This window comes from Candidatus Krumholzibacteriota bacterium, from assembly GCA_016932415.1.
Taxonomy (GTDB): Bacteria; Krumholzibacteriota; Krumholzibacteriia; order Krumholzibacteriales; family Krumholzibacteriaceae; genus Krumholzibacterium.
Window position 1 is genome coordinate 1 of the sequence record JAFGCX010000025.1, and the last position, 20743, is coordinate 20743.

General features: G+C 52.4%; 17 protein-coding genes. 9 read left to right on the top strand and 8 right to left on the bottom strand.

The genetic code is table 11. The annotated features are described in order from the left end of the window. Positions 1–131: 131 nt before the first annotated feature. Together JW814_09010 and JW814_09015 are read right to left on the bottom strand one after the other, a co-directional pair. Positions 132–977, bottom strand: coding sequence for a tyrosine-type recombinase/integrase (locus JW814_09010; GenBank protein ID MBN2071580.1), 846 nt, complete (start codon positions 975–977; stop codon positions 132–134). Between the two features lie 177 nt (positions 978–1154). Continuing rightward, a complete protein-coding gene (locus JW814_09015) occupies positions 1155–1715 on the bottom strand; it encodes a flavin reductase family protein (protein MBN2071581.1) in 561 nt (186 codons plus the stop codon). 224 nt (positions 1716–1939) lie between these two features. Here JW814_09015 and JW814_09020 point away from each other — a divergent pair, with 224 nt between their 5' ends. Beyond that, positions 1940–3661: a hypothetical protein gene (locus JW814_09020; protein ID MBN2071582.1), complete on the top strand. Its 1722-nt coding sequence runs from the start codon at positions 1940–1942 to the stop codon at positions 3659–3661. Between the two features lie 77 nt (positions 3662–3738). On the opposite strand, the gene JW814_09025 is transcribed toward JW814_09020, so the two are convergent. Next, the gene (locus tag JW814_09025; GenBank protein ID MBN2071583.1) at positions 3739–4845 is read right to left on the bottom strand and encodes a hypothetical protein; all 1107 of its coding nucleotides are present in this window, start codon (positions 4843–4845) and stop codon (positions 3739–3741) included. A gap of 312 nt (positions 4846–5157) precedes the next feature. On the opposite strand from JW814_09025, the gene JW814_09030 reads away from it, so the two are divergent. The 8 genes from JW814_09030 (at position 5158) to JW814_09065 (ending at position 16534) form a co-directional block, all read left to right on the top strand. Further along, entirely contained in the window at positions 5158–5559 is a 402-nt protein-coding gene (locus tag JW814_09030) for an Rrf2 family transcriptional regulator (protein MBN2071584.1), read from the top strand. A 108-nt stretch (positions 5560–5667) separates the two neighbouring features. Beyond that, complete coding sequence (locus JW814_09035; protein ID MBN2071585.1) at positions 5668–6456, top strand: hypothetical protein; 789 nt, start codon at positions 5668–5670, stop codon at positions 6454–6456. Between the two features lie 10 nt (positions 6457–6466). Beyond that, entirely contained in the window at positions 6467–7813 is a 1347-nt protein-coding gene (locus JW814_09040) for a TolC family protein (GenBank protein MBN2071586.1), read from the top strand. A gap of 13 nt (positions 7814–7826) precedes the next feature. Further along, positions 7827–8321, top strand: coding sequence for a hypothetical protein (locus tag JW814_09045; GenBank protein MBN2071587.1), 495 nt, complete (start codon positions 7827–7829; stop codon positions 8319–8321). Then, positions 8311–10170, top strand: coding sequence for an efflux RND transporter periplasmic adaptor subunit (locus JW814_09050; protein ID MBN2071588.1), 1860 nt, complete (start codon positions 8311–8313; stop codon positions 10168–10170). The genes JW814_09045 and JW814_09050 overlap by 11 nt, the downstream gene beginning before the upstream one ends. Before the next feature lie 69 nt (positions 10171–10239). Then, positions 10240–13959: an efflux RND transporter permease subunit gene (locus JW814_09055; protein ID MBN2071589.1), complete on the top strand. Its 3720-nt coding sequence runs from the start codon at positions 10240–10242 to the stop codon at positions 13957–13959. A 150-nt stretch (positions 13960–14109) separates the two neighbouring features. Beyond that, the gene (locus JW814_09060; GenBank protein ID MBN2071590.1) at positions 14110–16029 is read left to right on the top strand and encodes a thioredoxin domain-containing protein; all 1920 of its coding nucleotides are present in this window, start codon (positions 14110–14112) and stop codon (positions 16027–16029) included. 67 nt (positions 16030–16096) lie between these two features. Beyond that, on the top strand, positions 16097–16534 hold the full coding sequence (locus JW814_09065) for an Rrf2 family transcriptional regulator (GenBank protein MBN2071591.1): 438 nt from the start codon (positions 16097–16099) through the stop codon (positions 16532–16534). A 59-nt stretch (positions 16535–16593) separates the two neighbouring features. On the opposite strand, the gene JW814_09070 is transcribed toward JW814_09065, so the two are convergent. From JW814_09070 to JW814_09090, 5 genes are all read right to left on the bottom strand, one after another. Next, positions 16594–16752, bottom strand: a complete 159-nt coding sequence (locus tag JW814_09070; GenBank protein MBN2071592.1) for a rubredoxin — start codon at positions 16750–16752, stop codon at positions 16594–16596. A gap of 35 nt (positions 16753–16787) precedes the next feature. After that, positions 16788–17279: a ferritin family protein gene (locus JW814_09075; GenBank protein ID MBN2071593.1), complete on the bottom strand. Its 492-nt coding sequence runs from the start codon at positions 17277–17279 to the stop codon at positions 16788–16790. 3 nt (positions 17280–17282) lie between these two features. After that, a complete protein-coding gene (locus JW814_09080) occupies positions 17283–18311 on the bottom strand; it encodes a SpoIIE family protein phosphatase (protein ID MBN2071594.1) in 1029 nt (342 codons plus the stop codon). A 40-nt stretch (positions 18312–18351) separates the two neighbouring features. Continuing rightward, positions 18352–18807, bottom strand: a complete 456-nt coding sequence (locus JW814_09085; protein MBN2071595.1) for a ferritin family protein — start codon at positions 18805–18807, stop codon at positions 18352–18354. A 254-nt stretch (positions 18808–19061) separates the two neighbouring features. Continuing rightward, on the bottom strand, positions 19062–20711 hold the full coding sequence (locus JW814_09090; GenBank protein ID MBN2071596.1) for a M28 family peptidase: 1650 nt from the start codon (positions 20709–20711) through the stop codon (positions 19062–19064). Positions 20712–20743: the final 32 nt, after the last annotated feature.

A 20743-nucleotide genomic window follows, 5' to 3' on the forward strand; every position in this document is an offset into this window, starting at 1 on the left:
CATAACGGGTTATTGACGATTTTTTGTTCGTAATTGCGTCCCATGAAAAACATGCTGAGATGCGTGTAAAAGTTTCGTGATCTATTCTACCAGGGATGTGTTAATCCGCATTATTGTTTCTGAACGCGCTTTCAACCTCCAAATGCTTTCATGCGGTCGAGGGGAGATATTATTCGTGCTAAATCCTTCCTCGAGACATGGGTGTATATTTCAGTCGTTTTTGAGCTCTTGTGTCCCAGCAGTTCCTGAATATACCTCAAATCGGTCCCGTTTTCAAGCAGATGCGTCGCGAAACTGTGCCTGAGGGTATGCGTGCTGACCTGTTTGCTTATCCCGGCGCGGTGTGATGCATTTGTGATCATGTTCTGAACGCTTCTCGGAGAGATATACCGTTTTTCATCAGCTCCCGGAAAAAGCCAGGCCGAGGGACAATAAGCCCTTGTATAGTCGCGCAGCACTCCCAGTGCCACATCGGAGAGGATCGTGTACCTGTCCTTCCTGCCCTTTCCTCCCCTGACATGGATCAGGTGGCGTTCCGGATCTATGTCGCGCGTCTTGAGGCGCACCACCTCCCCCAATCGCAACCCCGCCGAATAGACAACCATCATTATCGCCAGGTGTTTTCTGTTTCTCACAACGGAGAAAAGACGCTGCACTTCCTCCATGCTCAGCACTGAAGGAAGCTTGCGGGCTTTTTTAGGCCGGGGTAACTCGCTGATCACAAACGATTTCCTGAGTACATGAGCATAGAGGAATTTCAGGGCGCTGACCGCCTGGTTATGATATGAGATCGATACTTGTTTCGTTTCTGTCAGATGAAGAAGAAAAGTCTCTATCTCGACTTTCCCGAGCTCAAGCGGGCTTTTCCTGAAAAACGCTACAAAGTTGGTTATCTGCTGGAGATAGTTTTTTTCGGTCTTGCGGCTGTATCCGCGAAGCCGCATCTGGCGGCGCATCTCGTCCTTGAGCTTTCCCATTTTCCCTTCCCTTCCGCCACCCCCGCCGCGCCAACAGGGAATCACCATCCAATTCCGGACCCTTCCGATGATATACTATCCCGCGCCAGGCATCAAGAGTTTAACATCCAATCGACAATCCGGTTGCCTCTTTGACAGGTGTTTTGTTTTTTCGGGAAATATTGCCCGTGCGCCACGCTATTTAAGCGAAAATCCCGATGTACCGAGGAATTCCCCTAGAGCTCGGTATTCGCCGTTGACATAGGTGATCAGCGGCACTTCAGAGATATCGAGCCTGCCCTCGGCCATCAGCGCCGCATCGGCGTGCTTGGCGACGACTTCTCCGATAAAGAGATGATGGACGCCGAGTTCGAGGACTTCACGTAATTCGCATTCGATATTCACGGGGCATTCGGCAACAAGTGGAGCATCGATCCTGCTTGCAGGCAACGGCGTAAGCCCGGCGCGTTCGAATTTGTCACCATTTCTTCCAGAGACGACTCCGCAAAGATCGACCTGGCGGACAATACCCGCTGTCGGCAGATTGACTGTGAAACAGCCGCTTTCCTTTATCATCCTGTACGAATGACGTCCAGGTCTTATCGATACATGCATCATCTCCGGATCGGAGCAATTTACTCCGCACCAGGCTACGGTGAGAAGATTATGCCCGAGTTCCTCATGGGCGCAGCCGACGAGGACCACGGGGACGGGGGCAAGGATCAAAGGGGTTTTGATCTCTCTCTTTTTTTCTTTCATTATTACCTTCTTTATTCCTGCATCATGAAAAACGACTCCGGAAGCTGCGGGGCACCTCACCCGGGAGATGAAAACCGCCCACATCATCTTCAAAAATATCCCTTTTATCAAGGACAAAAGATGATCGGTCAGAAACACCTGGGGCTCTTGACATCCGTCTCAATAATTTGTATTCTGTCAAAGCGATTAGGGACGATCAACTCCACAAAAGGAAAGGGATTACTATGATATCGTTGTCCGGCCTCAGTTATCGATATTCAAACAAAAATCCGCTGCCAGAAAGAAAACCCGGTTTTATCGCGCCTGCCCGAATCAGGGTTTTTCGCGTTATAACACTGGTACTGGTGATTCCCTCCCTCTTTCTTCTTACCTCATGCTCGAGCAGTACGTCGCCTGGAGGAGGCGACGAACCTGAAGCCGCGACATGGTTCGTCGACCAGGCCGGCGGCGGGACTGGATCTGGAGAGAGCTGGGATGACGCCTTCACAAACCTCTCGGCGGCGGTCACCGCTGCGAAAGCGGGAGACGAGATATGGGTGGTAGCCGGAACGTACACATCCGGCACTACCGATCACGACAGGCCCGTTGTTAGCCTCAAGAGCGGAGTATCCCTCTACGGAGGATTCGACGGATCGGAAGCCGCCCTCGCTGAACGCGATGTCGCGGCGAATCCAACGATTCTCGACGGCAACGACATGGCGTTCCACGTCGTCATCGGCGCCGATGGCGCCGTTCTCGACGGGTTCACCATCACCGGCGGCAACGCCAACGGGGAGGGCGAGGCCGGCCGGGGCGCCGGTGTATTCTTAAGCGGTATTTCTATGACGATCTCTCACTGCATCATAGAGAACAACTACGCGGAATTCGGAGCGGGGATCTACGCGACCGCCGATAACTCGACGATCAGCACTTCGATCATCCGCTTCAACGAGACCGGTGGGATGGGTTCCGATTATGCGGGCGGAGCGGGCTTTCTCGCGATGGATGCCAGCACGACGCAGATCACCGATTGCCATTTCTTCCAGAATGTCAGCGCGAAATATGGGGGAGGCCTTCTAAGCTACAACTCCGAGATAACGGTGACCAGGTGCGACTTCGACGAGAACTCGGTCTCCGGAAATTACAATAACGGCGGCGGCATATACATCACGAACTGGAATAACACGGCGCTTGAACCTGTATTCAACGATTGTGAATTCAGTGGCAATACCGCTTGGTATGGGGGTGCGTTCTATATGTACCAGTGCGTCGTTCATATCGATGGGTGCCTGTTTGACGGAAACATTGCCAACGGGGGCGGCGGTGCGATCAACACATATTACGCCTCGCCGCTGATACAGAATACCGTATTCAACGATAATGACGCTGCGGCGGGAGGAGCGATCTATTTCTATTATCCTCGCGGAGGCGATCCTGCAGACCTGTTCAACTGTCTTTTCATCGGAAACAACGCTATCACCGGATACGGCGGAGCGATCATGTGCAACAAGACATCTCCGAATGTTACGAATTGCACCTTCGCGGCTAATTTTGGATCTGTATGCGGCGGTATCTATATCCACACCGACGAGGTCCCCGTCGTAACGAACTGCATACTATGGGACAACACGACTTCAAGCGGCGGAGCGCAGATACACGAGAACGGCGCCGGCGAACCACTGATACAGAACTGCTGCATCGATCAGGCCGATTATGAAGGAATTGGAAACACGATCCGCCTCGATCCTTTATGGGTCACCGGGCCCGATGGAGATTATTACCTCTCGCATGTAGCAAGCGGACAGACCGAGACAAGTCCCTGCGTCGACGCTGGGAGCGATCAGGCGAGCCTTTTCAATTTCGACCTTCGCACGACCAGAATAGATATGGTTGTCGATTCCGGTGTCGTCGACATGGGATATCATTATCGCCGCTTGATCGTCGGCGCGGGACCGAGCCTTCAGTAAACGAGTCCGGCAACTGGTGACAAAAAGGATTTTGCGCGGGGGGATCATTTTCTGTTCGACAGGCGGCCCCCCCTGGTTTACTTCGCCGCGGCCGCCATCACCTCCGCGCCATCCACCCAGACAGCCAGGTACGGCAGCTCTGCGCCCTTGCGCTTGAGATAGAGAAGGAACGGCCTGCTGAAGATAATCGATCTTCCCTCGCCGCCTCCTTTTTTAAGGAAGAATACGCCCTCGGACTCAAGCTGTACCCCGCTGCTATCGAGCCTGAACCTGACGTCCTGCCTCGCTTCAGCGATGAAATATTCCCTGAATCCTTCATTGCGAAGATACCTGCCGAGAAGAGGCTTGAAGGAGCATTCCGTGGAAAAATCGACGATTGGAACCAGCAGGATATCTTTTTCGCCGATCAGCTCCGGACTGGCAGCTGACACCTTCCGCGCGATTTTTTCGTACGTCTTGATCAACGATTCTTCCGGTTCGACGCTTGCCAGTACAAGCTCCTCTTCTGGATCATCGGTTTCAAGCCGGATTATCATCTCCCCTTTCGGGCTATACTCGAGGATTTCAACCTGGCTTCTCAGGTCTGCCGATCCCCCCTGCGCGCCCGGGCTGATCCCAAAAGCATGGACTTCCATGCTTCCTGCTGACCCCGAAAACTTCATCGGTCTTTCATATTCCTGAAAAGGCACCCTGAATTTCAGCATTTTGCTGAGAAAAGCGTAAGCAAGTATCCCATCGTCATCATTATATCTGCTCTCGATGATGGGAGCATTCCCTCCGAATCTGACCCTCAATTCCCTGTTGCTCTTCCCCACGATATCGTCGGCGCCATATCCCGTCATCACAAGGAAGTCCCTTTCGTTGAGGCCGAATGACTCCCCCGTGACGCTGTTCAACAGGTCGGCCATCTCGATCTGCCTGTCGAGAACGATCTTCTCCCCTACGATCTCGGTCGCCATCCTGTCCCAGGCGATCTGGAAGGTCGCGCAGAAAAGAACAGCCTTCCCGGGCTCGAAATCATTATCGAGAACGGATGTTACGATAAGACCCACTTCCACTTTTTCCGGATCCTCAGCGGATACACTACCGGCTGATCCGGTCCCGCCGTTGACAACCAGGACAACGAGCAGAATCGCAACAAACAGGTAAATCCGTTTAACTCCAGCTATTTGATTCATTTCCATTATTTTTCCCTTCCTATTATTTAACCCTGCCTGATCTGCGGATATGGATTAACCTTTTTATCCTCGATAATTGCCTCCTTTTTAGATCGCTTCCCCGGATTCTCTGCATATTTGACAGGGAAAATTGGACTGATGTTCCTAAAAATCTGGATTATCCTGGAACAAATATTATTTTAATTCATTAAATATTCTTGACTGTAAAATGTTATTGTAGTATTGTGGTACTACAATTCTTGTATTTTGCTGGAGACCCGGTCTACAGTGATCGACAGCTTTCAAATATGGCTCTGGAATTGAAAGGATCTGCCTGATTTGAACGGATTTATAAAGATATCAAACGCTGCCTCCCTCGCGTTTCACGCGACGGCATATCTGGCCAGCCATGAAGGCGAACGTATCTCAAACAGGGAAATATCGGAAAGGTTCCTTGTCTCGGACGCGCATCTCGCCAAGATCATGCAGAGGTTGCAGAAAGCGGGGATCGTAAAATCGGTCAGAGGCCCCAACGGCGGATATCTGCTCACCCGTTCGCCGGACGATTTTACCCTTACAGAGATATACGAGGCTATCGAATCGAAAATCGAGACTGAAGGTTGCCTGCTTGATGAAAATGTTTGCGAGGGGGGATGCCTCCTCGGAGCACTTATAACCAGACTGAACAAGGAGGTATGCGAAAAACTGGAGAATACAAGACTGTCAGATGTCAGGATTTAAAAGGACAAGGGAAAATGGACCGGAAGGGGAAAAAGGCATCGACATAGCCTCTACCGGAAAAAAAGCAGTCTTAATTTATAGATCGAGTCAATCAGAAGGAGGATAGGGATGAATTTAAGAATGAACGCGAGATTCCTCATCGGGGTCGCACTGGTAATGCTCTTCGTCTTCGTGTCAGCTTCGCCTGGTTTTGCCGGCGGCAATAAAAAAGCCTGCTCGGCTGGCCTTTGCGAAGCAGCTGCCCTTTGCCAGGGTGAAAAAGACCAGGACAAGGTAAAAGAATCCAGGCCCTGCGGCATGCACGAGGGGAAAAAGTGCGAAAATGCCACCGAAGGCAAAGAATGTTGCAAGCTGGCCGGCGAAAAATGTGAACACGCGAAGGGTGATAAGGCGTGCTGCAAAATGGCGGAAAATAAGTGTGCCCATGCCGCCGGTGATACTGCCTGCTGCAAGCATGCCGGGGAAAAATGCGACCACGCGAAGGGTGATAAAGCATGCTGCAAAATGTCCGGTAATAAATGCGATCGCGCGAAAGCTGATAAGACGTGCTGCAAAATGTCTGAGAAAAAGTGCCCCGGATCTTCCTTAGACAGCGCTGGCTGCAAGCATGCGCAGGTCAGGTGCGACGGGTGCGGGCTGGTCAAGGGATCTCCCGGCTGTTGCAAGATAGCCAAAGGTGCGAAGAACGCCGAGCTCTGTCTGAAGTGTGGTCAGATCAAGGGCAGCGACCTGTGCTGCAAAAAGGGCCAGGAAAAGTGCCCCGACTGCGGTCTCGCTAAAGGTTCTCCCGGTTGCTGCAGGATACCCGAAGGCGCGAAAAAAGCAGAACTTTGCGTTAAGTGTGGATTTATCAAGGGCAGCGAGGATTGCTGCAAGATCGAGAAGAAGAAAGAATAGTGTAAATGCGATGCGTGTTTTTCCGGCAGGCTACCGCGCGGTCCTGTTGATCGCGTTTCTCATACCTGCCTCTTCCGGAGCTTTCGAAAGAGACGAGGCCCGGGATATGATGAAAGCCGTCGAAGCGGGGTTCGCTTCGGCCAGCCCGGCCGGTCCCGGAAACACCCTCGAAGACTACCTCGCTTACGCGGCCCTCAACAATCCCGGTTTGAGGGCCGCCTTTTACAGATGGAAATCCCGTCTTGAAGGTATTGACGCGGAATCTTCCCTTGCCGATCCGGTTTTTTCCTATAGCTATTTCATTGAGAATATCGAAACGAGGGTGGGCCCGCAGAACCAGAGATTCGGTATCAGGCAGAAGTTTCCCTGGTTCGGCACCCTCGGGGCAAAAAGAGATATGGCCGCTGAATCGGCTGCTGGCCTGTATCAGGCTTACCTGTCGGAAAAACTCTCCCTCTTTCTGCGGGTCAAGGAAGCGTACTACGACTGTTACCTTCTCCGGCGCGAAAGGGAGATCATCGAAGCGGGCGCCGGTCTGCTCGCTCAGATCGATGCTGTCTCCAGGACACGATATGAAACATCGAGCAGGCGCTACAGCGATCTGGTCAGGCTGGAGATCGAATCGAGCCTTCTCGAGGAGCGGCTTATATCTCTGGGCGACAGGGAAAAAGCCGCCTCGGCAAAATTAAGAGCTTCTCTTGATCTTCCCGGAACGGCAGAGATAGAAGTATCTGACAGTATTGCCAGGTTCACCCCATCTCTCGATTTTGAGACTGTAAAGAATGATATTCTCGCGAACAACCCCGATCTGAAAGCGCTCGGCCATATGATCGGAAGGGAAAAGGCCGCTCTGTCCCTTGCCCGCAGGGAAAGATGGCCGGATCTTACGATAGGGTTCGACTATATCGAGACCGGCGATGCTATCGATCCGACAATGCCCGGCAGCGGCAAAGACCCCTGGTCGGTCAACTTCGCCGTAGAACTGCCGATCTGGCATGGGAAGAACAGCTCCCGCGGGAAAGAAGCGCTAGCCGGCATCGAGATGACCAGATATCTCCTCAGGGACCGGAAGAACAGTCTTGTAGCTCTCGCCGAAGAGGTTTTTTCCGAATATATCGAAGCGGGGCGCGATATTGATCTCTACGGCAACGATCTGATCGCAAAAGCAGAGCACCTTCTAATCGTCACATTTGAAGAATATAAAACAGGAACGGCGGATTTTTCGGAACTTGTCGACGCGCAGCGCCAGCTTCTCGATCTGAGGCTTGAGCGTGAAAAAGCGATGGTCGTTGAAGCGAAAAAATTGGCGCTGATTGAGATGCTGACAGGGAAAGAACTCATGCAGGGTTCTGATTGAAAGGAAGTCATTGATGAAAATAATTACCATAATCTTCGCAGTGGTGATCGCCATAACTGCGTACGCAGGATTTTCTAACGCGCAGGTAACCGTGCCCAAACTTGTCGACGCCGGATCGATTGAAACGATAGGGTTGAAGAAACAGACCCTCTGCCCCGTCATGGGCAACCCGGTCGATCCAAAGATTTTCACAGATATTCAGGGCCAGCGGGTCTATTTCTGTTGCGCGATGTGCATCGACCAGTTCAGGGCAGCCCCCGGTAAATATTTCGAACAGGCGCGGATCGACTCGGTACTTTTCGAGAATATACAGACGACCTGCCCGATTTCCGGAGACGTGATCGACAGGAAGTTCTTCACCTGGTACAAGGGCCGCGGTATCTACTTCTGCGGCGAAGAATGCAAAAAGATATTTGATTCCGATCCGGAAAAACAAATGGGTAAACTCGGCAAAGAGGAAGAAAAAAAGATCGAAAAAGAAAAGATGAAAGTCGAAAATGAACAGTAAAACAGCTTTAAATAGCAGGAACGGGCTGATACTCCTCGCGGCCATTGTTCTCATTGCTTTTATGGCCGGGTACTTTTCCCGCGGAAATCGCGATTCCGGGGAAATCCCGGGCGAGCATGAGCATTCGGGCAGCGTTACAGCCGAAGTATCGCAAACGGCCTTGTGGACATGTTCGATGCATCCTCAGATCAAACTTCCCTCTCCGGGAAAATGCCCGATCTGTTTCATGGACCTGATCCCGGTTGAAACCGGCTCCGGCGATGACCGCCTTGAAGAACGGCAACTGAGAATGACACCGGCCGCAATCAAGCTCGCCGGGATCGTGACAGCTCCAGTCACGCGTGGGTTCGTCGAAGCTGAGATACGGGTGACTGGCGACATCACCAATGACGAGACCCGTGTCACCTATATATCATCCCGGATGCCCGGGCGGCTCGATCGTCTTTTTGCCGATTATACGGGGATCGAGGTGAAAAAAGGTGATCCTTTAGTCAGTATCTACTCCCCCGATCTTGTAGGCGCGCAGGAGGAACTTCTCCAGGCAGCCGTGATGAATAACAAGGAGAAAGGATCGAACAGGTTCCTGGAAAAGGGTGCAGAGCCGACCCTGGCGGCAGCGAGGGAAAAACTGAGATTGCTCGGCTTCGATAAAAGCCAGATAGAACAGATCGAATCTTCAGGAAAAACGACCGATCACATGACGATATTTTCACCGGCCGAGGGAACGGTAATTGAAAAATCCGCTTTCGAAGGGATGTATGTAGAGACAGGCACGAAGATATACACTATATCGAAGATGTCGAGCCTGTGGGTGAATTTCGACGTTTTCCAGAGCGATCTTCCCTGGCTGAGGGAAGGACAGCCGGTCGAATTTGCGACACCCTCGCATCCTGGAGAAAAATTCACCGGTATCATTTCTTTCATCGACCCTGTTTTCGACGATGAGACTCGCACGGTATCGATAAGGGCTGAATTCGACAACTCCGGTGGTCGGTTGAAACCGGGGATGTTCGTCAGCGGCAATATTAAAGCCCGCCTTGACAGGCTCGGCAGAGCTGTCGACGATCGGGCGGCAGACCTCTCGGAAGCTCCCCTTGTGATCCCGGCCACATCGGCTTTGCTGACTGGTACGCGGGCAGTGGTCTACGTTAGATTACCCGGCGGATCGGAGCCTCTTTTTGAAGGGCGCGAAATAGCCCTCGGCCCGAGGGCCGGTGAATATTACATAGTAAGATCGGGCCTTGAAGAAGGAGATCTCGTCGTCGTGAACGGAGCATTCAAAATCGACAGCGAGCTTCAGATAAGGGCAAGACCGGGTATGATGTCGTCGATCGGATCGGGCACTCCACGATCATCGAAAGAGAATGAAGAAAAGGCCGGTCATCAGGTTCGGCGGCAAGGTTTCCAGTCGCTAGGGCCTGTCTATGAATCATATTTCGCCGTACAGATGGCGCTGGCAGGAGATGACCTCGTTTCCGCGTCGAAAGGAAACGCCGCTCTCGTCAATGCTCTCAGGCAGGTCGACCGTTCTCTTTTCGAAGGAAAACTCGCCGGATCATGGAAAAAATTATCGGCCGATCTCGTCAGGGAAGCTGAAGCGGGAGAATCGGCCAGGACGATATCGGAATCGCGCGAAGCATTCTACAACCTGTCGAAATCGATGATCAGTCTTCACGATAATTTCGGACATCCCGGGAAGAACGATTTTTTCCTTACCTATTGCCCGATGGCCGACGGCAACAGGGGCGCCTTCTGGCTTCAGGCGGTCGACACTGTTTATAATTCCTTCTACGGAGCTTCCATGCTCCGATGCGGCTCGATTGAGAAAACCCTGCCCCCGGCAAGGTAGACGAAAGCAGGGATCGTGGAAAGTTCCAATGACAATTCCAGCGCCGGAAAGAACTCCTTCCTCGATCGGATGATCTCCTTCTGCCTTCAGAACAAACTGATAATGACCCTGTTGACACTGATCCTCGTCTTCTGGGGTATAATGGTCGCTCCTTTCGGCTGGAGTACCGGGATCTTCCCCCGCGATCCCGTTCCCGTCGACGCGATCCCCGATATCGGTGAAAATCAACAGATAGTCTTCACCGGCTGGAGCGGCCGCTCTCCCCGTGATATCGAGGACCAGATCACCTATCCCCTCACCGTGTCGCTCCTCGGGATTCCAGGCGTCAAGACGATCCGAAGCTTCTCATATTTCGGATTCTCCACGATCTATGTCATTTTCGACGAAAAGACAGATTTTTACTGGTCGCGTTCCCGGATACTGGAAAAACTCAGCTCTCTCCCCGATGGGACTCTCCCCGCTGCGGTAAGTCCGACGCTGGGTCCCGACGCGACCGCCCTGGGGCAGGTATTCTGGTACACACTGGAAGGGATGGATAAAGAGGGTAGCCCCACAGGCGGATGGGACCTTCACGAATTGCGTTCAATACAGGACTGGACGGTAAGGTATGCTTTGATGTCAGCCGGCGGAGTGGCCGAGGTCGCCTCGATCGGCGGATTCGTGCGGGAATACCAGGTCGACGTCGATCCTGACGCGATGCGCGCCTTCGGCGTGACTCTTCAGGATATACTCGCCGCCGTCCGGGCGTCGAATCTCGACACCGGCGCCGGCACGATCGAGGTAAACAGGGTCGAATACGTGATCCGCGGCCTCGGTCTGATCGGCGGGACTGCTGACATCGAAAACAGCGTCATCAGGGAATCGGATAATGTACCGATCAGGGTGAAGGACGTAGCGGCTGTCTCGCTCGGACCGGCTGCGCGCAGAGGCGCTCTCGACAAGGGTGGCGCCGAAGCGGTAGGCGGAGTAGTCGTCGTGAGGTTCGGAGAGAATCCGCTGAAAGCGATCGACAACATCAAGGCGAAGATCAGGGAGATCTCCCCGGGCTTGCCGAAGAAGACTCTCGCCGACGGAACAGAGTCCCAGGTGAGGATCGTTCCTTTCTACGACAGGACCGGCCTGATATACGAGACCCTCGGCACTCTCAACACGGCTCTGATCGACGAGATTCTCGTTACGATAATAGTGATCATTATCCTGATGGCCCATATAAGAAGCTCCCTGCTGATATCGGGGCTCCTTCCTCTTACGATCCTTCTTGTCTTCATCGCCATGAAACTTGTCGGCGTCGACGCGAATATCGTCGCGCTGTCGGGGATCGCGATCGCGATCGGCACGATTGTCGACATGGGGATCATAGTCTGCGAGAATATCATCAGGCACCTCGCTATGGCAGTCCCCTCAAAAAGTACGTTGAAAGCGGTCTATGATGCCACCTCCGAAGTCGCCGGGGCCGTTCTGACCGCCATAGCGACCACCATCATCTCCTTTCTCCCCGTTTTTACCATGACCGCTGCCGAAGGGAAGCTCTTCAGACCTCTCGCCTATACGAAGACTTTCGCCCTTTTATCCTCGGTCGTGATAGCGCTGGCAATCATTCCTCCTTTCGCCCATTTTCTTTTCTCGAAAAGAAAGATCTCTCGCCGCGCGAAAGTCCTTATCGCATTTCTTATGGTCCTTGCCGCAATCACGGCCGTCGTCTTTTCCTTATGGCTTGCCGCGCTTGTTCTGAGCCTTGTGGCTCTTTATATCTACCTGGCTCCGTCGATCCCCGCGAGAGCGAAAGCGGCGATCCCGTCATATCTCAACTACGCGATTGTTATCACTGTCGGCATCTTCCTCGCCAGGCACTGGCGGCCGCTGGGATACGGCAGGTCTTTTCTATCGAACTTCGCTGTCGTCGCCATTCTGCTCGGCGGATTCCTTTTTTTCTTTACGATACTTCTGAAGATCTACGAACCGGTCCTGAGGTGGAGCCTTGCTCACAGGAGACTGTTTCTATCTATTCCTCTGGTGCTGGTATTTCTGGGAGTAATAATATGGCTCGGATTTGGCCGGATCGCCGGATTTCTTCCCGAAAGAGCGCGGTTGGCCAGGCCTTTTACCGCGATTTCACACGTTTTCCCGGGCCTTGGCAATGAATTCATGCCCGATCTTGATGAAGGTTCTTTCCTTTACATGCCGACAACGATGCCTCACGCTTCTATCGGTGAGGCTCTTGATATCCTTCGAACGCAGGATATCGCTTTTTCTTCCCTCCCTGAAATAGAGTCTGTAGTCGGTAAGACTGGAAGGGTCGATTCCCCCCTTGATCCTGCTCCCGTCTCGATGTTCGAGACGATAATCAATTACAAGCCTGAGTATGTCACAGATAAAAATGGCAGAGTGCTAAGGTTCCGTTACGACAAAGATTCGGGGAAATATCCACGAAACGAGAATGGAGATCTCATTGAGGACGGGCGCGGCCGTCCTTACAGGAACTGGCGCGACGGCATCGACAGTCCCGACGATATCTGGAAAGAAATCCTCCGGGCTGGAAAGATGACGGGGACGACTTCCGCTCCGAAACTTCAGCCTGTCGCGGCGCGCCTTGTCATGCTCCAGTCGGGGATGCGTGCCCCGATGGGAGTAAAGATCAAGGGACCCGATCTGGACGCGATCGAGAAGACCGGGCTGTCTATTGAAAAACTGCTCAGGGAAGTACCGCAGATCGATCCCGCGACAATCGTCGCCGACAGGATCATCGGGAAACCGTACATCGAGATCGACCTCGACCGCGAAAAACTGGCAAGATACGGTATTTCGGTCGGCCGGGCGCAGGAGATAATCGAAGCTGCTGCGGGAGGAATGGATGTGACTGCCACAGTCGAGGGACGCGAACGCTATTCGGTCCGTGTAAGATACAAAAGAGAGCTTCGGAATTCGATCGAAGGCCTCCAGAGTATCCTCGTTCCGTCACCCACCGGGACCCGGATACCTCTCGCGGAACTCGCCGATATCAGGTTGGTAAAGGGTCCCATGGTGATAAAATCGGAGGATACCTTTCTGGTCGGGTACGTGATCTTCGATAAAAGATCAGGGTATGGCGAAGTCGAAGTGGTCGAAGCGGCGGCAGTTTATCTTGAAAGCAGGATTGAAAGCGGCGATCTCGAGATCCCGGCCGGAGTGAGCTATGCTTTCGCCGGAAGTTACGAAAACCAGGTCAGGTCGGCAAAAAGGCTCCGGGTCGTACTTCCCCTTTCCCTGCTTCTCATCTTTATCATCCTGTACCTGCATTTTAAGAATATACCAGTCTCTCTTCTCGTATTTTCAGGGATATTCGTCGCGTGGTCCGGAGGATTTATCATGCTCTGGCTCTACGGTAACGGGTGGTTCCTTGATTTTTCCCTGTTCGGAGTCTACCTGCGCGATCTTTTCCAGATACGCCAGTACAATCTTTCAGTGGCAGTCTGGGTAGGCTTTCTCGCCCTTTTCGGAATCGCCAGCGATGACGGGGTGATGATCTCGACCTATCTTGACAAGGTATTCAGAGAGGTCAGACCATCTTCTGTCGATCAGATCCGCGAGGCTACGGTCCGGGCGGGAAAGATGAGAGTCCGCGCGGCCCTCATGACATCTGCGACGACGATACTCGCCCTGATTCCCGTACTGACCTCTACGGGAAGGGGCTCTGACATAATGGTTCCAATGGCCATCCCGTCCTTCGGAGGAATGAGCGTGGTGCTGATAACTATCTTTCTTGTTCCAGTACTCTACTCCCTCATCGCCGAAAGGCGCCTTTCGCGGTAAGTCATACCGGATCGGGGTAAAAATATTTCATCCATCTCCCGCGAAGGGACTTGACATCTTCCTAATATAGGACTATATTAGTCCTATATAAAGGTTATCGATTTCCCGGTGCCTTGGCGGAAAGGGAAGTCGGCCGGACGGGACCATCGAATGAATGATCTGCCTGTCTGGGTATTAACTGGAGGTACTCCCATCGACTCATCGCAGTCCATAATTGACAATGAAGGTTTCTCTGCCAACCCGGTCGAAGCTCCTGGAGATTTCACCAACAGGCTGATCTCGGAAAGCAGCCCCTACCTGCTTCAGCATGCCCATAATCCGGTGGACTGGTACCCATGGGGGGAAGAGGCCTTCCGGAAAGCGAAAGAAGAGGACAAGCCGATCTTCCTCTCGATCGGTTATTCGACGTGCCACTGGTGCCACGTCATGGAAAGGGAATCTTTCGAGAATGACAGGATCGCCTCCCTTCTCAACGGCGATTTTATCTCGATAAAGGTGGACAGGGAAGAAAGGCCGGAGATAGACGATCTCTACATGAAAGCTGTCCAGATGATGACCGGACAAGGTGGCTGGCCGATGTCGGTCTTCATCACCCCCGGTGGCCTTCCCTTTTTCGGCGGCACCTATTTCCCGCCTGAAGAAAAATATGGAAGGCCGGGATTCACTGATATTCTTACAAGCATCTCGAAAATTTGGAATAACGACAGGAAAAAGATAGAAGATTACTCCGGGAAGATGCGCGATGGATTAATTTCAATAAATGATTCTGAAAAAAAGACCGTGATCTCCGGATCTCTGCTGGCTGATTTTCTTTCGAACATGAAAGATTCTTTCGATCCGGAGTCTGGAGGGTTCAGGGGAGCTCCCAAATTCCCGCAACCGGCGCATATCTCCCTGCTGCTGAAAATCTGGAAAAGAGATGATGACCCCGATGCCCTCCGAATGGCCGAATCGACTCTGAAAGCGATTATGCGCGGAGGGATCTACGATCATATTGGAGGCGGGTTTCACAGATATTCGACCGACTCGAAATGGCTGATACCTCATTTCGAAAAAATGCTGTACGACCAGGCTTTGATGGCGAAGGTATATATCGAAGCATTTCAGGTGACGAAAAATAAAGAGTTCGCGCGGGTCGCGCGGGAGACTCTTGATTATATCCTGCGCGACATGACTGACATAAACGGCGGTTTCTTCAGCGCTGAGGATGCCGATACCAAAGGAGCTGAAGGCACTTTCTACGCATGGTCTCCGATTGAAATAATCGACGCCTTGGGAGCTGAAGATGCCGCCGTTTTTAACAACTATTACAATGTTACCCGGGAGGGGAATTTCGAGGATGGCCTTACCATTCTCAATATTACCGGATCAACTGACGCTCTTGCAGAACAGACAGGTAATGACCCTTCCCGGGTCCAATCGATCCTGGCGGCGGGACGAAGCACCCTTCTCGAGCGCAGATCGCTTCGGGAACGGCCGATGGTGGACGACAAGATAATAACCGCCTGGAACGGCTTGATGATCTCAGCGATGGCCTTCACCGGAGGTGCCCTTGGCGAGAAGAGATATACGGAAGCCGCCGGCCGAGCGGCACGATTTCTCCTCGATCATTCGTTCGAAGATGGAAGACTTATGCGCTATTACCGGGATGGAAAGACGCGCGGACTGGGAGTGCTTGACGATTACGCCTTTCTACTGCTCGGGCTTATAGACCTCTACCAGGCGACGCTGGACAGCAGTTGGTTGAAGGAAGCTTCGATTCTGGCCGGCAAAATGACAGCACTTTTCTATGATGATAAAAATGGAGGTTTTTTCCTTACAGGCTCCGACACCGATGTAATCCTTGTCCGCGATAAACCCGCTTATGACGGCGCCATTCCCTGTGGGAATTCCGTCGCCGCGCTTGATCTTCTCCGGCTTGGACGCCTTCTTTTCGATGAGCACCTTTCGGAAGAAGGGGAAAAGACCCTTGAAGCTTTTTCATGGAGAGCGGAGCGGTCACCAGCTTCCCTGCCTGTGATGTTGGGCGCGGTCGATTATTACCTTGGCCCTCCGGGGAAATCGTTATAATCTGATGAGGTCGGCGCGGTACGGAATACTGCCGATCGACTGATACTTACAGTGGAGGATGTGGATTATGGAGATACTTCGCAGAAATACTGATTATGCCCTGCGGGCCCTTGTAATACTGGGCCGGACGGAACAAGACATGCCGGTTCCGGCGAGTAAGCTCGCCGAGCGCGAAAAGATCTCGTATCCGCTTACCTGCAAGCTGCTTCAGAAACTTCAGAAAGCGAAGATCGTGCAAAGCAGGATGGGGCCATCTGGCGGATTTCAGCTCAGGAGAGATTCCTCAGATATCAGCCTGCTCGAGATCATCGAGGCGATACAAGGTCGTATTCTCGTCAACGCCTGTTTCAGTGATGACTTTCTTTGCGAAAAAAGTCCAACCTGCCTTACGAAGGCAAAGCTCCAATACCTTCAGGACCATCTGGAAAACTACTTCAGCGGGCTTACTCTCGCCGACATCATTGAAGATAAGGGAAAAAGAAAGAAAACTGTCAGGATAAGATAAAGGCGCCGTTCAAGCGCGGCGCCTCGAAATGATTTTTCAGACAAGTGGCCTGGATCCCCTTACACCTTTTCGAACTCTTCCTTGCCGGCTCCGCATTCGGGGCAGATCCAGTCTTCTGGAAGGTCTTCAAAGGCAGTTCCCGGATCGATCCCCGCTTCCGGGTCACCGATTTCCGGATCATATACATAACTGCATACCGTGCATTCCCATTTATCCATTACGCCCTCCTTTGATCATAAGATACCGATTCCCGTCAATCTTCCATGAATGTCGTCGAATCCATATCGAACCAGTAAAAACTGTCAATCAATGAATTCTTTTCCGCCAGCAGCAGATTGTAATGCCCCAGTTCTTCTTCGGCAAGACTTAAAAAGAGGCTTTTCAGATCTTTTTCGACAGCCTTGTCTGCTTCCTTCTGGTAGAAGTCATTGGCGTTTCCCTCCGCCTCGATGGCGATATCGAGAGCGGCAAGAGCTCCCGCCACCTCGCCAACGGCTATGCCGCGGATCTCCGACTCCCTGATCTTGCTTGGAGAGGGAATGAATTTCTCGTTAAAAAGTTTCTTGTACCATGATTCGAGTTTTTCGCGATGGCCCTGTTCGTCATCGGAGAGACTGAGAAAGATCTTTTTCCCGCCGGAGTTGGTGATACTTCCCCCGATATTCCTGTAAAAGTTGCTGGCGCCGATCTCCTTGTATATCGCGTTGACGAGAGCCTCTTTCATAGCGTCATTCCTGTCAGGCATTTTCTATTCTCCTTTTGACCGTATAACGACGATTGATATCTCATCTTCCAGAGGTATGCCGGAAGAGAATTCCCTCAATTCTGCCATGATATTCTTTATTATTTCTTCTGGCGTACCTTCCCACGTTTTTTCCAGGCAAGCGGCGATCCTGTCCCTCCCGAATATCTCATCTCCGGGGCCCTTCGCTTCCACCAGGCCATCGGAAAATATGCAGAATACGTTCCCTGACTCGAAAGGGACCTTGCTCTCCCTGTAGGTGAAGTTCGTGTCAACGCCGAGGATAAGCTGGGTGTTGAGAAGAGAGCCTACCTTTCCTCTGTCGTGGACGAGAAAGGGTGGCTCATGTCCGGCAATGGTGAAAGTCATCATCTTGTCTTCGAAATCTATCAGAAGGCAAAGCAGAGTCAGGAAGACTCCCTGCCCCTCGAATTTCTCGCCGAACCTCTCATTCAGGTGGCAGACTATATTTTTCGGGCTGAGCAGCTCCATCTCCATCTTCCCCGAAGATGAAGCTTCAATGTATTCACCGAGCAGCCTGGCGGCAAGGGCATTGATCTCTGTTGTTTTGATACTGTGCCCCATCACGTCGTATAGCATCAGGAAGGTGCCCTTTTCTCTTTTGTCGCGCCCCCTGATCACTTCAGAAATGATATTGTCTCCCCCGAGGAGCCTCCCGGGAAGAGATATCGAAGTGATCTCGATGTCTGTCGTCCCGCTCAACGAGGTCAACTCAAATTCGTCGGGAACATGATAAGACAGGGAATGTTCCTTGTCCTCGGCACCGTCATTGCTCCAGCTTTTCTGCACCGTCATATACTCGTTAAGGAGCAGATACCTGTGTCTTCGCTCTTCTTCGGCAAGCCGTTCGAGCAACCCCCTGACACCGGCCGGAAGAGTCTTGTCTTCGCTCCCCTTGTAATAGTAGTTGAACGCGGCGGTTTCCCTGGCGATCGCCCTGGAGAGCACTTTCAGCACCTGCCCGACTTCAGTCAGACCGGCTTCTTCCTCTGTCCTCTCCGAATCGTCTTCCATTATTTCTCCAAACGATCTTTAATGCTGCCTGCCTGAAATGCTAGTCTTCCTTTAGTATCTCGTCGTCGTATTCGATCTCGAATCTCAGCTTGTGCTTTGCCTCTTCCTGGGCCAGGCGTAGAAACAACTCTTTCATCTCCGGGATATCCGTCTGGCCGGCAAGGTCCTGATAGAGTCTGAAAGCGGCTTTTTCAGCCTTCATCGCTATTATCAGCGCCTTCTGGTAATCGAAATCTTCCGAGGGATCGACATCAACGAGGTAATCGGCGATCTTCAGGTCTGTGACCTTTTTCTTCTCGGGAAGTTCCAGCCTGCCTTCCTTGACACCGAGGAGTTTCGCCTTATGTCCCTTTTCCTCTTCGGCAAATCCAAGGAAGACCTCTTTCATATTCTTGTGCGGGACCTTCTCCGCCAGTTCGGTATAGAACCTGGCCGCTTTTTCTTCCTCTCCGATAGCGAATTCGATGATCTGCTCTATATTGTCGAAACTCATCATCTTCTCCTTCATCTTTTACCGTTTCCACGGGGACAATTTAAGTTTCAATTATCTGTATTCCGGTTTTTCGCGACTGCCCGCCCCTGCGTCTTTCCCGACATTCCAGTAAAAGGCACGCACAGTATATTAATAGATGCTCCCGGCTTTTTCAATCTTCAAATACTCCGCTTTCCAAAGAGAGTTCCCGCTACACAACGGTTTTCCCTCTTAGGCAGGTATTTTTCATCATGGTCCGATCATCTGCTACGGTTCGATTAGTCGACGGGAAAGGAGATCCTTCCCTTCCACTCTATCTCCGGCGTTTCCCTGTTTATATAATCGATCAGTCGTAGCGCCACGCCTATCGTCTGGACAGCGCTTCCGAGATCCCATTCCGGGTCATATTCATCGTCGACAGTATGGTATTTGCCTAGAAAGAACTCCATAAGCCTGTTTCTACCGCTCTCGAAATCCTCCCCGGCGCTGAGCCATACAGACGGTATCCCTTTCCTTGCGAAACTGAACTGGTCGCTTCGATAGAAGAACCCCTGGTCTGACATCGAGAAGTACGAGTACTCCAGGTCTGCATCATGAAGGATCCTTTTAAGGATATCTTCGATATTTGAATATTTCGCCCCTACCCCGACGAAATTGCGCGACTTCTCCCATACCGGGGTCGATTCGAAATTGATATTGGCTATGATCTTTGAAGGGTCGAGAGTCCCGGCAAAATAATGCGATCCGAGCAGGCCCGCCTCCTCCGCCTCGCAGGCGAGGATTATCACCGAATACTTGAGATCCTTTTCGTATTCCTTTATATGCCTGGCGGTCACCATCATCGAAGCGACCGCCGAACCGTTGTCGACGGCGCCGTTGAATATCCGGTCTCCCTCCAGCCGGGGGTTCATCCCGAGGTGATCGATATGGGCGCTCAGCACGATCGCTTTCCCGGCATACTTCGGGTCATTACCCGGAATAAAACCGACCACATTTCTCGTCGTAAAACTGCGGCGGCTGCTTTCGCCGGTGACCATAATATCGACTCCAAGATCGACCGGCCTGAAGCCGCCACTCTCCGACCTGCCGTACAGATCTTCCATCGACATCCCCGCGGCAGCGGCTATCTGGACGAATTTCTCTTCCCTGATCCACCCCCTGAAAAGAAGGTCGTTGTCTATCGCTGAATCGAGATAGACCTCCTCGCCACCCCATGAATTCATAACCACATGCCATCCATACCCTGCCGACTCGGTGGTATGGACGAGAAGGATCCCTTTTGCTCCCCGTCTTGCCGCCTCCTCGATCTTGTAAGTCCAGCGCCCGAAGTAGGTCAGGGCGCTCCCTTCGAAAAGGCTCTCGTCGGACTCGTCGCTACCCTGTGGTTCATTCACGCGGACGATCACGATCTTTCCCTCGACGGAAACATCTTTATAGTCATCCCACGACCAGTCGTCCGAACTTATGCCGAATCCGGCGAACACAACCTCGCCGGTCAGCGAAAACTCTCCACCAGCGCCCGTATAGCTTCCGACGATATCGTCGGGATAGGACAGGGTCACCCCTCCCGCTTCACCGCCGAGGCGGTCGATGCTGAATCCGTTCAGCGTGAATTCCTGGTAATATCCTCTGGAGAGATCATTCGCCGCGCCGGATAGAGCATCCGCGCCGGAAATGGAGAATCCCTCCCCGGTGTAAGGTGCTATTTCAAGCACCTGGAAGAGGCTCTGTATATATTCCTCGGCGAGCTGCGCGCCCCTCGTCCCTGGAGCCCTTCCTTCGAGCAGATCGCTTCCGAGAAACTCGATGATCCCGCGGATCTCACTCTTCGATACTGATCTGTACGCCTCCTCCAGCCCATCGGCCGATGCCCCGCGCGGAAATAACAGCGCCCCAGCCAGAACAATAATCAATGTATCTCTTAACATTCCTTCAATCCTTTCATCGGATACGGCGTTCG